Origin of the sequence: Nocardiopsis sp. CNT312 (genome assembly GCF_000515115.1) — a bacterium.
In the GTDB taxonomy this organism is placed as follows: domain Bacteria; phylum Actinomycetota; class Actinomycetes; order Streptosporangiales; family Streptosporangiaceae; genus Nocardiopsis.
On record NZ_KI911537.1, the window covers coordinates 139,030 to 151,687 of the forward strand.

Consider the following 12,658-nt stretch of genomic DNA (forward strand, 5'->3'; position numbering starts at 1 on the left):
GTGCGCCCTGCACACTGGGAGGCATGACGACCCGTGGATCCCGCCGAAGCGATTCGGACGACGGCCTCACCGTGGGGGCCGTCGCCTCCCGCTTCGGCGTCACGGTACGCGCCCTCCACCACTGGGACGCGGTCGGCCTCGTCCTTCCGTCCCTGCGCAGCACCGGCGGCCACCGCCTCTACACTGCCTCGGACCTCGCCCGCCTCCGCCGTGTCCTCCTCTACCGGGAACTGGACGTCCCCCTGCACGAGATCGGCCCGCTTCTGGAGGCGCCGGCCGAGGAGGCGGCCGCGTCACTGCTGCGCCAGCGCGACCGGCTCCGCGAACGCACCGAACGCCTGCGGCGCAAGACAGGCGATCTGGAGCGGCTGATCGAGGCCCGACGGTCCGGACCGCTGCTGTCGGAGCGGGAACAGGCGGAGGTCTTCGGTGAGCGCTGGCGGCCGTCCTGGAACGCCGGAGCACGTGAGCGCTGGGGCGGCACCGAGCAGTGGGCGCAGTACGCCGAACGGGCCGCACAGCGCGGCGCCGGGGACTGGAAGGAGGTTTCCGAGGCCGTCGAGGAGGTCCACGCCAAGCTCACCGAGGCCCACCGTGCGAGTACGGTCCCCGGGAGTGAGCGGGCGGACGCGCTGGCAGAGGAGCACCGGGCCGCGATCAGCGCCTACTTCGACTGCACACACGCGATGCACGTGTGCATCGCCCGCCTGTACACCACGGACCCCGGGTTCACCGCCTTCCTCGACGCCGTCGAGGGCGGGCTGGCCACCTGGCTGCGCGAGGTCGTCGAGGCCAACGCCCGGTCCCACGGCGTCTGCCCCGAGACGGCGTCCTGGGACTGACGGCCCGCCGGTCGGCGCCTGCGGAACGCGTCCTTCGGCTACGCGGGCCGCAAGCCGATCCCCACCTCCTGGTCGGCCGGCATCGCACCCGGCGAGCACGTCGGACTGGTCGGCCCGTCCGGGTCGGGCAAGAGCAGGGTCATCGCCCTCGCGGCCCGGCTGCGGGATCCCGCGTCGGGCACCGCCGAACGCCTCGCGGCGGACGCCACCGGCGTCTCCGTGGCCGACCTCGACGAGGCCTGCCTGCGCGGAGCCGTCGCGCCGGTCAACCAGGAGGCCGCCCTCTTCCACGGCACCGTCCGCGACAACCTGTCGCGCGGCTGCCCGCCCCGCTCGGACGCCGGGCTGACCGCAGCACTCGAACGCGTTGGTGCCAGTGACTGGATCGGTCTCGACGACGGGCTCGGCGAGGGCGGGCAGCGGCTCTCCGGCGGGCGGCGGGCACGCCTGGCCCTGGCCCGCGCCCTGGTCCGCCGACCGCGGATCCTGCTCGTCGACGAGGTCACGGCCAGCCTCGACCCCGCCACCGAACGGGCGGTCTCGGAGGCCATCGCGGGTTTCCGCTGCACCGTCCTCATCGCCTCCCACCGCGCGGAGACCCTCGCCCGCCTCGAACGGCTCATCGACGTGACCGAACCAGTCTCCGCTCCCCGGAGGCCGGGGGTCTGGACCGCCCGCCCTCCGCCGCACCCCTCGCCCCTCGCCCCTCGCCCCTCGCCCCTCGCCGGACGGACCGACGCATAACCCAGGAATGAAAACGGTTATCATTGCTGTTCTAGAGCCCGTCCGCCGAGGAGGCACGCATGGCACGCAACGACGTCCGGCCCATCATCAAGCTCAAGTCCACCGCGGGAACGGGGACCACCTACGTGACCCGCAAGAACCGGCGCAACACACCCGACCGCCTGGTCCTGCGCAAGTACGACCCCAAGCTCCGCCGCCACGTCGAGTTCCGCGAGGAACGCTGACCCCGGCCGAGCACCACACCACGAGAGGGCCCTCATGAAACACGGAATCCATCCCGAGTACCGGTACGTCGTCTTCCGGGACCGGGCCGCCGACTTCGCCTTCCTCACTCGGTCGACCATGAACAGCGACAAGACGATCGAGTGGGAGGACGGCCGGACCTATCCGGTCGTCGACGTCGAGATCTCCAGCGCCAGCCACCCCTTCTACACCGGCAACGCCCGTGTGGTGGACACCGCGGGCCGGGTGGAGCGCTTCAACCGCCGCTACCAGCGCACATAACGCACAGCGGGACGGGGCGCACACGCTCCGTCCCTGGAAGGGAACCCACGATGGCCGTACCCAAGCGCAGGATGTCGCGCGCCAACACCCGCACCCGCCGCTCCCAGTGGAAGGCGCAGACCCCCGACCTGGTCACCGTGCACCTGCGGGGCCGCGAGTACCGCGTCCCCCGCAACCTCGTGCGCGCCTATGAGCGCGGATACCTGTCACCGCCGGAGTAGGCGCCCCGCCTACTCGCAGGACGGGCGGCCCGGGACGGTGCCGCCCGTCCCCCGCTCCTCGTGCCCCCGGCCGCTCCACTCCTGGAGGTGGGGCGCCTCGCCGCCGATCACGGTAGAGGGGCCGTGGCCGGTGTGCACGACCGTCTCCGGCGGCAGCGTCAGCAACCGGTCGCGGATCGAGGCGATGATCGTCGGGAAGTCAGGGAAGGACCGCCCCGTCGCACCCGACCCGCCCTGGAAGAGCGTGTCCCCGGAGAACACCGCGCCCAGGCCGGGCGCGTACGAGCACACCGCTCCGGGGCTGTGCCCGGGCATGTGCAGCACCCTCAGCTCGGTCCCGCCCACCGCCGCCAGGATCGCGTCGGCGTCGTGCGCGGCGTCGATGACCACCGCCTCGGTGCCGCCGCCCACGACCCAGACGTTGTTGTCCACCTCCCGACTGCCACCGTCCAGGGTGAACAGGCCGGAGGTGGCCAGGTGCTCGATGCGCGCACCGCTCACAGGACCACCACCGAGCGCAGGACGTCGCCGCGGTGCATGCGCTCGAAGGCCGCCTCCACGTCCCCGATACCGATCGTCTCGGAGACGAACGCGTCCAGGTCCAGGCGGCCCTGGAGGTAGAGGTCGGTGAACACGGGGAAGTCCCGCGAGGGCAGGCAGTCGCCGTACCAGGAGGACTTCAGCGCCCCGCCTCGCCCGAAGACCTCCAGCAGCGGCAGCTCCAGCCGCGTCTCGGGGGCGGGCACGCCCACCAGGACCACGGTTCCAGCCAGGTCGCGGGCGTAGAAGGCCTGTTCGTAGGTCTTGGGGGTGCCCACGGCGTCGATGACCACGTCGGCACCGAACCCGTCGGTGAGCTCGCGCACGGCGGCGACCGTGTCGGCCTTGGCGGCGTTCACGGTGTGCGTGGCGCCCAGCTTCATGGCCGTGTCGAGTTTGCGCTTCTCCAGGTCGACGGCGATGATCCGCGCGGCCCCCGCCAGGCGTGCCCCGGCCACGGCCGCGGAGCCCACGCCGCCGCAGCCGATGACGGCGACCGACTCGCCGCGCCCCACCCGCCCGGTGTTGAGGGCGGCACCCAGCCCGGCCATCACGCCGCAGCCGAGCAGACCGACGGCCTCGGGGCGGGCGGCGTGGTCGACCTTGGTGCACTGCCCGGCGGCCACCAGGGTCTTGTCGGCGAAGGCGCCGATCCCCAGGGCGGGGGTGAGCTCGGTGCCGTCGGCCAGGGTCATCCGCTGCCGGGCGTTGTGGGTGTCGAAGCAGTACTGGGGGCGCCCTCGGCGGCAGGCGCGGCACTGGCCGCACACGGCCCTCCAGTTGAGGACGACGAAGTCGCCGGGCTCGATCCCGGTCACCCCCTCGCCGACCGATTCCACGCTCCCGGCGGCCTCGTGGCCGAGCAGGAAGGGGAACTCGTCGTTGACGCCGCCCTCCCGGTAGTGCAGGTCGGTGTGGCACACCCCGCACGCCCACACCTTCACCACGGCCTCTCCCGGGCCGGGGGCGGGGACCAGCACGGTCTCGACCGAGACCGGCTCCCCCTCGGCTCTGGCGACCACCGCGCGTACACGCTGCATGTCCGCTCTCCCCTCCTCCGGAGGGAGACGTACCCGGGAACAGGGCGGTGACCAGGCGTGACCGCCGTGACGACGGGGCAAAGAAACACCCAGTGGATCCCCTGCCGACGCGTGCCCCGCGTCCGGAACGCCGAACTCCCGCGCTGGATCCCACCAGGTTTCGGGAAACCCTGTTTCCGCTGGTGAACCACTGGAAAGCCCTGCTGTGGACACAGCACACCACACCGAACCGGGGAGAGGCATGTCCGAGAACAAGGTGGTCCTGGAGCGGGCCGCCCAGGAGTTCGCCGACGCCAACGCCGTTCCGCCCTTCATCCACCAGATCCCCCCAGAGCAGGGCCGGGAGATCCTGGAGGAGGTCCAGAACGGCGAAGGCGTGCCCAAGCCCGAGATCACCGATGAGTGGATCACCGTGGAGGGCGGACCCACCGGCCAGGTGCCCCTGCGGATCATGCGCCCGGCCGGGGCCACCGGAACACTTCCGGTGATCCTCTACGTCCACGGCGCCGGCTGGGTGTTCGGCAGCGCGCACACCCACGACCGCCTGACCCGGGAGCTGGCGGTGCGCACCGGCGCCGCCGTGGTCTTCCCCGAGTACGACCGTGCGCCCGAGGCCAAGTACCCCACCGCGATCGAGCAGAACTATGCGGCCGCCCGGTGGACCGTCGAACACGGCTCGGAGAAGGACCTGGACGGGACCCGCATGGCGGTGTGCGGGGACTCGGTGGGCGGCACCATGGCCACGGTGCTGGCGCTGATGGCCAAGGAGCGGGGGGACGTGGAGCTCAGGGGGCAGGCACTGCTGTACCCGGTGACCGACGCCGCCTTCGATACCGGCTCCTACCGCGAGTTCGCCACCGGGTACTTCCTGACCCGAGAGGGCATGATGTGGTTCTGGGACCAGTACACGGCCGACCCCGAAGACCGGGCGGAGATCTACGCGTCCCCGCTGCGGGCCCCGAGGGAGAAGTTGCGCGGGCTGCCGCCTGCGATCGTGCTCAGCTGTGAGGCCGACGTGCTGCGCGACGAGGGCGAGGCGTACGCGCGCAGGCTGCGGGAGGCCGGTGTCCCGGTGACGGCGGTCCGCTTCCAGGGCATGATCCACGACTTCATGATGGTCGACAGCATGCGCGGCACCCAGGCCAACCAGGCCGCCCTGTTGCTGGCCTCGAACTTCCTGGCCGAGGTGCTGGGCACCCGGTCGACGGTGCCCCGGCAACAGGCCGGGCAGCGCTCGGCGACCGGCGTGCGCTAGCCGCGCCGACGCGGAGGGGTCGGGGCCGTCGCCAACACCGTCGTGCCCGGCCGCGGCCCCGCACCGGTGCCGCGCGCACGCAAGCGCCCCCGCGACCGGCCCTGAAAAGGCGCCCCGGGCGGGGACGGCCCGCACGGGGCCGGGACCGCGGCCGACATCGCGCCGCTGGTGGCCTTCCCGGTCTCCGACGAGTCGTCGTTCGCCACCGGCGCGGAGATCCGCGTGGGCGGCGGCCGCGGCTGCACCGAGGCAGGCCCCCGGCGCCCTGCGGGGCGGGGGGCTCGGCGGCACCCGGACAGGAGGCGGGTGAACGGGGAGTGAACACGGGGCCGACAGCGGTTCGGCGGCGACCTGCGGCGTCGTCGGATCGTCGCCCGGGACTCGTCCCCGGGTCGGCTGCGCTGGACACACCGTTCAGAGCGGCCCGAGAGCGTGGGGGTGTCGGAAACGACCACCGCCTCCACGAAGGGACCCGACCATGCCCCTCCCCGACCGCTCCCCCGTTCTCGCCCCGGCCACCGCCGCCCTCCTCGCCCTCGGGCTGAGCGCCTGCGCATCGGGCGTTCCGAGCGCCGCGACGGACGGCGCCGACCTGTCCCCCTCCTCCGAGTGCACCGCCGAGGAGGGGGCGCTGCGGGTCTACCTCAACCCGTGGGGACCCACCCTCAGCGACCGCTTCACCCAGGACACCGGCATCGAGACCGAGATCGCCGACCTGGGCGGGGGCGAGATCCTCGCCCGCATCGCCGCCGAGGCCAACAACCCGCAATGGGACGTGGTCGTCCTCGACGGCCACGGCAGCCTGGAGGCGCTGCGGGAGCAGGACCGGCTGCTCGCCGGGCACACGCTGGAGAACACCGGCAACCTGGACAGCGACGGCCAGGAGCTGCTCCCGGAGGACAACGCCTGGGTCCCGGTCAGCCGGCACGCGGCCGCGGTCATCGCCTACAACACCGACCGCCTCGACCCCCAGGAGGCACCCACCCGCTGGGAGGACCTCGCCGACCCCGCCTACGCCCCGCTCGGTATCGCCGACCCCGCCGTCGCGGCGCCCGCCTACCCGATCGTCTCCTGGTTCTACCAGGAGCTGGGGGACGCCGGAGCCGAGGAGTTCTTCGGCACGCTGGCCGACCACGGGCTCAACACCTACGAGAAGAACGGCCCCGTCGGCCAGGCGCTCGCCTCCGGGGAGGTCCCGGTCGCCGCGCTCCAGGAACAGAACGTCTACGGGCTGATCGACTCCGGCGAGCCCGTCGACTTCGTGTGGCCGGAGGAAGGCGCCCCGGGTGTGGTGCGGTCCGCCGCCATCAGCGCGCAGACCCCGCGCCCCTGCGCGGCTCAGAAGCTCGTCGACTGGCTGCTGACCCCGGAGACCATGGGCCACCTCATGGCCGAGGGCGGCGACGACGGGATCATCACCCCGTTCGTGTCCGGAACGGACACCTCCAGCCTGCCCGAGGCCCGGCCCGAGGACGGCCGCCTCCTGCTCACCGACGCCTCCTTCGCCGCCGAGAACGAGGCCGACATCAAGAACTGGTTCGCCGACCGGATGGCCCAGTGACGATGGCCGCCCTCCTCCACCGCCCGGGCGGGGCCAGCCGTCGGCCACGGCGCACCGCACCCGAGAACATCCTCGGGTGGCTCGTCCTGGCGGTCCTGTCCGTCCTCGTCGGCCTGCCGCTGCTGCTCGTCCTCGCCCAGGGCGTCGCCCCGGGCCTGGGCCTGGCCCCCGACTGGAGCCTGCGGCCCGAACTGCTGGGCGAGATCCTCCGGCGCCCACTGTGGCAGGCGAGCCTGGTGAACTCGCTCACCCTGGCCACCGGGGCGATGGTGCTCGGCGGCGTCCTGGGCACCGGCCTGGCCCTGCTGCGCCACACGGTGTCCTTCCCCGGAGCCCGCCTGCTGGACGCGGCGGCGTGGGCACTGCTGGTGAGCCCCTCCTTCGTGCTCGCCCAGGGCTGGGTGCTCTTCGCCTCGCCGAGCGGCGTGGCGGTGAGCACCCTGGGGCTGGACGTGTCGCACCTGGTCTTCTCCCCGGGCGGGCTCATCGTCATCATGGGCCTGATCAAGTACCCCTTCGCCTACCTGGCCGCCTCGGCGGCCCTGCACTGGGACGACGGCTCCTACCGGCAGGCGGCCGCCCTGTCCGGCGCGCGCCCCTGGACGGTCCTGCGCACGGTACGGGTCCCGCTGCTCACCCCGGCCGTGGTCTCCGGCGCCGTCCTGGTCTTCGTCGACGTCCTGGGCGACTTCGGCCTGCCCGCGGCGCTCTCGGCGGCCTACCACTACCCGACACTGCCGTACTCGATCTACGCCTCGGTCCGCCAGAGCCCGGTCAGCTTCGCCCTCGGCGGTGTCCTGTCCTTCTACCTGGTCCTCATCATCGCCGCGGCGCTGCTGGTGTACTTCCGGGCGCTGCGCAGTTCACGCTACGACTTCCTCACCGGGCGGGCACGGCGGACGGAGCCGCCGCCCGCCCGGTGGCCGTGGCTGTGGAGCGGAGTGACCGGCCTCGTCCTGCTGGTCGCCTTCGGTCTGCCGCTGGGCACCTCGCTCCAGGTGTCCCTCAGCCGGACCCTGCACGGCGGCCCGGTGCCCGGCAACCTCACCCTGGAGCACTACGCGGAGGTTCTCAGCTCCGGTTCGAGGATGCTGGAGGGCATGGGCCACTCCCTGTCGGTCGCGCTCGGCGCCGCGGTCCTCACCACGGTCCTCGGGTTCCTCGTCGGGGTGGTGCTCACCTTCACGCGCTTCCGGGCCCGGTTCCTCATCGACATGGCCGGGACCGTGGCACTGGCGGTGCCCGGCATCGTCCTGGCCGTCGGCTACATCTTCCTGTGGAACCAGCCGGTCCTGGCCTCCGCCGGCCTGGCCCTGTACGGGCAGCCGGTGCTGCTCGTACTCGCCGGAACCGCCGCGGCGCTGCCCGTGGCCGTACGCCTGCAACTGGGCGCCCTCGCCCAGGTCCCGGACAGCCTGCTGAGCGCGGCCGGGCTGAGCGGCGCACGCCTGGCCACCAGGCTGCGCACGGTCCTGGTCCCCCTGGTCGCCCCGGCACTGGTCTCGGCCTTCGCCGCCGTGCTCGCCTCCGGGATCTTCGACCTGGCGGCGGCCACCATGCTCGCACCGCCCAGCTACACCACCCTGCCCGTCGAGATCCTGCTCGAATACGACCGGGGCCGGTACGGCTACGCCACGGCCGGCGCCGTCCTCAGCTCCCTGCTCGTGCTGGCCCTCGCCGCGGCCTCCACGATCCTCGGCCGCCGGCTCCTCGGCGGCGCCCAACCCTCCGGGAGGAGAACATGACCGACCAACGGCACACCGCGCCGCTCCTGCTGCGCGGACTCGGTATGCGCTACGGGGGCGGGCCCCGGGTTCTGCACGGCATCGACACGGAAGTGGCCGCGGGCAGCACGCTCGCGGTACTGGGGCCCTCCGGGTGCGGCAAGTCGACCCTGCTGCGGCTGGTCGCCGGGCTCGAACTCCCCGGTGAGGGGGAGGTGCTCCTCGGCGACCGGGTGCTCTCGGACCCCGGCGCGGCTGTGCCGCCCGAACTCCGCGGCATGGGCATGGTGTTCCAGGACTACGCGCTGTGGCCGCACTTGCGAGTGCGGGACGTCATCGGCTACGGGCTGCGCCACGGGGTCCACCGGACCACCGCCGCCGAGCGCGGGAGCCGGGTGGCCGAACTCGTGGAGTTCCTGCACCTGGAGGGCCTGGAGGATCGGCGCCCCGCCGAGCTCTCGGGCGGCCAGCAGCAGAGGGTGGCGATCGCCCGCGCCCTGGCCACCCGCCCCCGGCTGCTGCTCTTCGACGAACCGCTGTCCAACCTGGACTCCCAGCTGCGCGGGGAGATGCGCGAGGAGCTCGCGGTCCTGCTGCGCCGCCTGGGCACCACCGCCCTCTACGTCACCCACGACGTGAGCGAGGCGCTCGCCCTGGCCGACCGCGTCCTGGTGCTCCACGAGGGCCGCGCGGTCCAGGAGGCGCCCCCCGAGGAGGTGTTCGGCCGTCCCGCCAGCGGCTGGGTGGCGAGCCTGGCCGGGTTCTCCTCGCGCATCGCCCCTGACGCCCTCGCCGTCGAGGACGGCCGGGGGGTGGCCGCCGTGGCGGGAGGGCGGCTGGTCGGCCGCTACTGCGGCGAGGACGCCGCGGGCGGTTCCGAGGCGGCGGTGTACCTGCACCCGGACGCGGTGCGGCTCGGCGAGGGGCCGGAGGCGCTGCGCGGAACCGTCGTCTCCAGCGTCTTCGAGGGGCGCCACCACAGGCTTCGGGTACGCCTGGGAGCGGCGGGAACGGTCCTGCTGCACTCGGCGTCGCCGCACCGGCCCGGTGACGCGGTCTCCCTGAGCGTGGCAGCGGACGGGGCGGTGATGTTCGGCCGGACCCAGACGTCACTAGGATCGACCCGTGCAGCACAGAAGCAGACCCCCGGCCCCCAAGAGCGGCATCGTGATGCTCTTCACCGGTGAGGGCTGGGGCAAGAGCTCCGCCGCCCTGGGCTACGCGGTGCGCGCCGCCGGCCACGGCTGGCCGACCACGGTCGTCCAGTTCGTCAAGGGGGCCGCCTGGAACGCCGCGGAGGCGGCGGTGGGCACGGCGGCCGGGATCCGCTGGCCCGTCTTCGCCCCCGGACTCACCTGGGCCTCGGAGGACCCGCGGGCGCTGTGCGACCGGGCCTGGGCCGCCGCGCTGGAGGCCCTGGACTCCGACCACCCGGGGCTCGTCGTCCTCGACGAGATCACCCACGCGGTCGAGCACGGCTGGCTGGACGCCGAGACCGTGGCCGAGCGGATCCGGAGCCGACACCCCCTCACGAGCGCCATTCTCACCGGTCGCGACGCCCCCGCCCCGCTGTATGCGACGGCGGACACGGTCACCGGCTTCACGCTCGTCAAGCACGAGCAGAAGAAGGGCATTCTCAACCCCTGAACCGGGGGCGCTGCCGCCCCCGATCGAACCGTAGGAGAGCCCCGGCACCGCCGGGGCTCCACCGAGCATGCGATGAGGACATCGTGGACACACCCCTGGCCGCCGCGGGCGGCCTCGTCACCCGACCGGGCGACTCCGGACCGGAGTTCGCGGTCATCCACCGGCCCCGGCACGGCGACTGGTCCTTCCCCAAGGGCAAGCGCGACCCGGGCGAGGCCCTGGAGCAGACCGCCCTGCGCGAGGTGTGGGAGGAAACGGCTCTGCGCTGCCGACTGGGCCGGCCTCTCGGCTCCGCCTCCTACCCCGGAAAGATCGTGCACTACTGGGCCATGACCGTGGAGGAGGCGGGTGCCTTCGAGCCCGGCGAGGAGGTCGACGCGGTCCGCTGGGTGCCGGCCGCCGAGGCGGCGGCACTGCTCAGCCACGAGCAGGACCGGGAACTGCTCGCCGCCTTTCTGGACGGGGCCTGAGGTGTGTCTCACGGCGAAGGTCGGCTTCGGCCTTCGCCGTGAGACGAAGGCGGGCTACGCCGCGCCGGTCCGGCGGGCGCGCCAGCCCAGGAGGGCGTCGACGGCCAGGAACAGCAGCAGCGACACCCCCAGCATGGGCACCGCCCAGCCGAACAGCGCGAGCACGGCCACCACCGCGATCCTCAGCGGCAGGGACAGCTCTCCGAAGGAGCCGCGCGGATAGGGGCGGCCCACGCCCAGAGCCCGGGTTCGGGTGGGGCGGCGCTGCCACCACATCCGGTAGCCCAGGAACAGCACGGCGAGCAGTCCGGCGATGAGGGCGCTCAGCACGAGCTGGTTGGGCAGCCCGAACAGCAGCCCCATGTGGGCGGAGATCCCCCAGCTCGTGAGCTTGGCCATGACCGGGTAGTCGTCGAAGCGCAGGACGTCGACGATCTCGGCGGTGGCCGGGTCGATCGCCGCCGAGTCCGCACCCGTGGGCCAGCTCAGGTCGACCTGCTTGACCAGGTAGGAGGAGCCCGGTTCCGCGGGCGGCACCACCTCGACCGGCCCGTCCAGGTCGGCCTCGCGTGCGGTGGCCAGCACGGCGTCGACCCCCGCGTCAGCGGTGGAGGCGGCGGAGGTGGCGGATTCGGGCAGCTCGGTGGAGACCGAGGGGGTGGTCCAGTCCAGCCGCTGGCGCAGGTCGCCGATGTTGGCACCCGCGTACTGCGACCAGGTCATGCCGGTCGCCGACAGGAACAGCAGGCCGACGAGGATCCACAGCCCGGTGGCCCCGTGCACCGACAGCGACCGGGGACGGCCCTTCCTCGCACCCGAACCGGGGATCAGCAGGCGGCGCGCGCCGCCGCGCACGCGCCGGTTGCGCGACACCCAGAGGGCGAGGCCGCCCAGGGCGACCGCCCACATCCAGCTCGCGGCGAACTCGCTGTACAAGCGCCCGGCGTCGCCCAGGTGCAGGTTGCGGTGCATGTTGCTGATCCACGCCCGAGCGGGGAGGGCGCCGCTGCTGCCGTAGGTCTGCATCACCCCGAGCACCTCGCCGTCGTGGGGGTCGACGAAGACGGTGTTGCGGTAGCTGGCGTTGGGCTCCTCCGGGGCGTCGAACAGCACCCGTGTGGAGTCCTCGCCGGTGGTGGCGGGGCGCACCGCGCCGAGTTCGGCGCCGGGGAGTTCGGCCTGGGCGATGCGCACCTGCTCGCTGAGCGGGAGCGTCTGGCCGGAGGGCTCGACGCGCAGTTGGTCGGCGTAGAGCGCCTGCTCGATCTGGGGCGTCCACACGTAGAGCAGCCCGGTGACGGCGGCGATCAGGATGAACGGGGCGACGAAGACGCCCGCGTAGAAGTGCAGCCGCAGCACCAGGGATCGGAGGGCACTCCACTGGTTCCCCTGCTTCGGGGAGGTCGTTCTCTCAGAAGTCGTGTCCGTTTCCTGTGTCATGGGGGGTTCTCCTTGGGTCTGGTGCGTCCACACCGATGACCTCGGCATTGATCGTAGTGGGATGAACGCACAGAGTAAGAGTACGTTCCTGCCTTGAGAGTCGCCTCAGGAGGGCCGCTGGTTCCGGACACAGGGAACTTTCAGAACACCACACCCACGGAACCGCGTTCGGGTGTGGTGTGGAGCGTGGGATGGAGGAGGTCGGTAGGGGCGGTTCTCACCGGCGAACGGGGCGACCCGCTCGGCGGCGGGGAAACCCAGGGTGGCCGCGGCGCGGTTGCGGGTGTCGCGGACCGGTACCTGGTCCGTCAGGTGTCGCAATTCAACGCGATGAGCGGTGTTCTCCGAGTACGCCGCCACGGCCAGGGCCGGTGTTTCCCCGGGCAGCAGGTGCGCCGCCCACCGCCCCCTGTCGATGTGGCGGATCAGCGTCTTGACCCGGTCGGTCCTGACGCGGTCAGGGAGTCCTTTGAGGGCGGAGAACGGAAAGACCACCGTCACGAACGGATCGTTCCTCCCGATCAACGACGCATAGCGTGAGACCCGCAGCTGTGCCGGACGTTCGTCCTCGGACGCGGACGCCGTGGGATGACCCGGCGTGCGTACTCGACCGACTGGACGAGTCCGTGCACCAGGTCGCAGACGGCCTTCTCCTCCAGCGCTCCGGCCG

14 protein-coding genes are annotated in these 12,658 nt (G+C 72.8%); 11 read left to right on the top strand and 3 right to left on the bottom strand.

Annotated features, from left to right (window positions below; genetic code table 11):
- Positions 1–23: 23 nt before the first annotated feature.
- The 5 genes from B042_RS0119510 to rpmF all read left to right on the top strand — a co-directional run bounded on the left by B042_RS0119510 (position 24) and on the right by rpmF (position 2,311).
- Positions 24–842, top strand: a complete 819-nt coding sequence (locus tag B042_RS0119510) for a MerR family transcriptional regulator (RefSeq protein WP_028649755.1) — start codon at positions 24–26, stop codon at positions 840–842.
- A gap of 105 nt (positions 843–947) precedes the next feature.
- Positions 948–1,586 (top strand): ABC transporter ATP-binding protein, encoded by a 639-nt coding sequence (locus tag B042_RS23920; RefSeq protein WP_231494154.1) that lies wholly within the window; start codon positions 948–950, stop codon positions 1,584–1,586.
- Between the two features lie 59 nt (positions 1,587–1,645).
- Positions 1,646–1,810, top strand: coding sequence for a 50S ribosomal protein L33 (gene rpmG, locus B042_RS0119525; protein ID WP_028649757.1), 165 nt, complete (start codon positions 1,646–1,648; stop codon positions 1,808–1,810).
- Positions 1,811–1,844: 34 nt separating this feature from the next.
- Entirely contained in the window at positions 1,845–2,090 is a 246-nt protein-coding gene (locus B042_RS0119530) for a type B 50S ribosomal protein L31 (RefSeq protein ID WP_028649758.1), read from the top strand.
- Positions 2,091–2,140: 50 nt separating this feature from the next.
- The gene (gene rpmF, locus B042_RS0119535; RefSeq protein ID WP_028649759.1) at positions 2,141–2,311 is read left to right on the top strand and encodes a 50S ribosomal protein L32; all 171 of its coding nucleotides are present in this window, start codon (positions 2,141–2,143) and stop codon (positions 2,309–2,311) included.
- Between the two features lie 9 nt (positions 2,312–2,320).
- On the opposite strand, the gene B042_RS23925 is transcribed toward rpmF, so the two are convergent.
- Positions 2,321–2,812, bottom strand: coding sequence for an MBL fold metallo-hydrolase (locus tag B042_RS23925; RefSeq protein WP_051415807.1), 492 nt, complete (start codon positions 2,810–2,812; stop codon positions 2,321–2,323).
- Complete coding sequence (locus B042_RS0119545) at positions 2,809–3,891, bottom strand: S-(hydroxymethyl)mycothiol dehydrogenase (RefSeq protein WP_028649760.1); 1,083 nt, start codon at positions 3,889–3,891, stop codon at positions 2,809–2,811. The genes B042_RS23925 and B042_RS0119545 overlap by 4 nt, the downstream gene beginning before the upstream one ends.
- 241 nt (positions 3,892–4,132) lie before the next feature.
- Between B042_RS0119545 and B042_RS0119550 the strand changes: the two genes are divergently transcribed.
- The 6 genes from B042_RS0119550 (at position 4,133) to B042_RS26265 (ending at position 10,548) form a co-directional block, all read left to right on the top strand.
- A complete protein-coding gene (locus B042_RS0119550; protein WP_028649761.1) occupies positions 4,133–5,146 on the top strand; it encodes an alpha/beta hydrolase in 1,014 nt (337 codons plus the stop codon).
- 478 nt (positions 5,147–5,624) lie between these two features.
- The gene (locus B042_RS23930; protein ID WP_051415809.1) at positions 5,625–6,707 is read left to right on the top strand and encodes an ABC transporter substrate-binding protein; all 1,083 of its coding nucleotides are present in this window, start codon (positions 5,625–5,627) and stop codon (positions 6,705–6,707) included.
- A 2-nt stretch (positions 6,708–6,709) separates the two neighbouring features.
- Complete coding sequence (locus B042_RS23935) at positions 6,710–8,452, top strand: iron ABC transporter permease (RefSeq protein ID WP_051415811.1); 1,743 nt, start codon at positions 6,710–6,712, stop codon at positions 8,450–8,452.
- Positions 8,449–9,618, top strand: coding sequence for an ABC transporter ATP-binding protein (locus B042_RS23940; RefSeq protein ID WP_081748893.1), 1,170 nt, complete (start codon positions 8,449–8,451; stop codon positions 9,616–9,618). Before B042_RS23935 ends, B042_RS23940 begins: the two co-directional genes overlap by 4 nt.
- Complete coding sequence (locus tag B042_RS23945; RefSeq protein WP_036555644.1) at positions 9,602–10,078, top strand: cob(I)yrinic acid a,c-diamide adenosyltransferase; 477 nt, start codon at positions 9,602–9,604, stop codon at positions 10,076–10,078. Before B042_RS23940 ends, B042_RS23945 begins: the two co-directional genes overlap by 17 nt.
- 83 nt (positions 10,079–10,161) lie before the next feature.
- Positions 10,162–10,548 carry an NUDIX hydrolase gene (locus B042_RS26265; RefSeq protein WP_051415813.1) on the top strand — a complete coding sequence of 129 codons (387 nt, stop codon included), beginning with the start codon at positions 10,162–10,164 and terminating at the stop codon, positions 10,546–10,548.
- Positions 10,549–10,602: 54 nt separating this feature from the next.
- On the opposite strand, the gene B042_RS0119580 is transcribed toward B042_RS26265, so the two are convergent.
- On the bottom strand, positions 10,603–11,988 hold the full coding sequence (locus B042_RS0119580; protein WP_028649763.1) for a PepSY domain-containing protein: 1,386 nt from the start codon (positions 11,986–11,988) through the stop codon (positions 10,603–10,605).
- Positions 11,989–12,658 lie beyond the last annotated feature (670 nt).

Excerpts from the sequence above, each read along its gene's own strand:
- B042_RS0119510 (WP_028649755.1), top strand. The coding sequence starts at position 24 with ATGACGACCCGTGGATCCCGCCGAAGCGATTCGGACGACGGCCTCACC.
- rpmG (WP_028649757.1), top strand. The coding sequence starts at position 1,646 with ATGGCACGCAACGACGTCCGGCCCATCATCAAGCTCAAGTCCACCGCG.
- B042_RS0119530 (WP_028649758.1), top strand. The coding sequence starts at position 1,845 with ATGAAACACGGAATCCATCCCGAGTACCGGTACGTCGTCTTCCGGGAC.
- rpmF (WP_028649759.1), top strand. The coding sequence starts at position 2,141 with ATGGCCGTACCCAAGCGCAGGATGTCGCGCGCCAACACCCGCACCCGC.
- B042_RS0119545 (WP_028649760.1), bottom strand. The coding sequence starts at position 3,891 with ATGCAGCGTGTACGCGCGGTGGTCGCCAGAGCCGAGGGGGAGCCGGTC.
- B042_RS0119550 (WP_028649761.1), top strand. The coding sequence starts at position 4,133 with ATGTCCGAGAACAAGGTGGTCCTGGAGCGGGCCGCCCAGGAGTTCGCC.
- B042_RS23930 (WP_051415809.1), top strand. The coding sequence starts at position 5,625 with ATGCCCCTCCCCGACCGCTCCCCCGTTCTCGCCCCGGCCACCGCCGCC.
- B042_RS23935 (WP_051415811.1), top strand. The coding sequence starts at position 6,710 with ATGGCCGCCCTCCTCCACCGCCCGGGCGGGGCCAGCCGTCGGCCACGG.
- B042_RS23940 (WP_081748893.1), top strand. The coding sequence starts at position 8,449 with ATGACCGACCAACGGCACACCGCGCCGCTCCTGCTGCGCGGACTCGGT.
- B042_RS23945 (WP_036555644.1), top strand. The coding sequence starts at position 9,602 with ATGCTCTTCACCGGTGAGGGCTGGGGCAAGAGCTCCGCCGCCCTGGGC.
- B042_RS0119580 (WP_028649763.1), bottom strand. The coding sequence starts at position 11,988 with ATGACACAGGAAACGGACACGACTTCTGAGAGAACGACCTCCCCGAAG.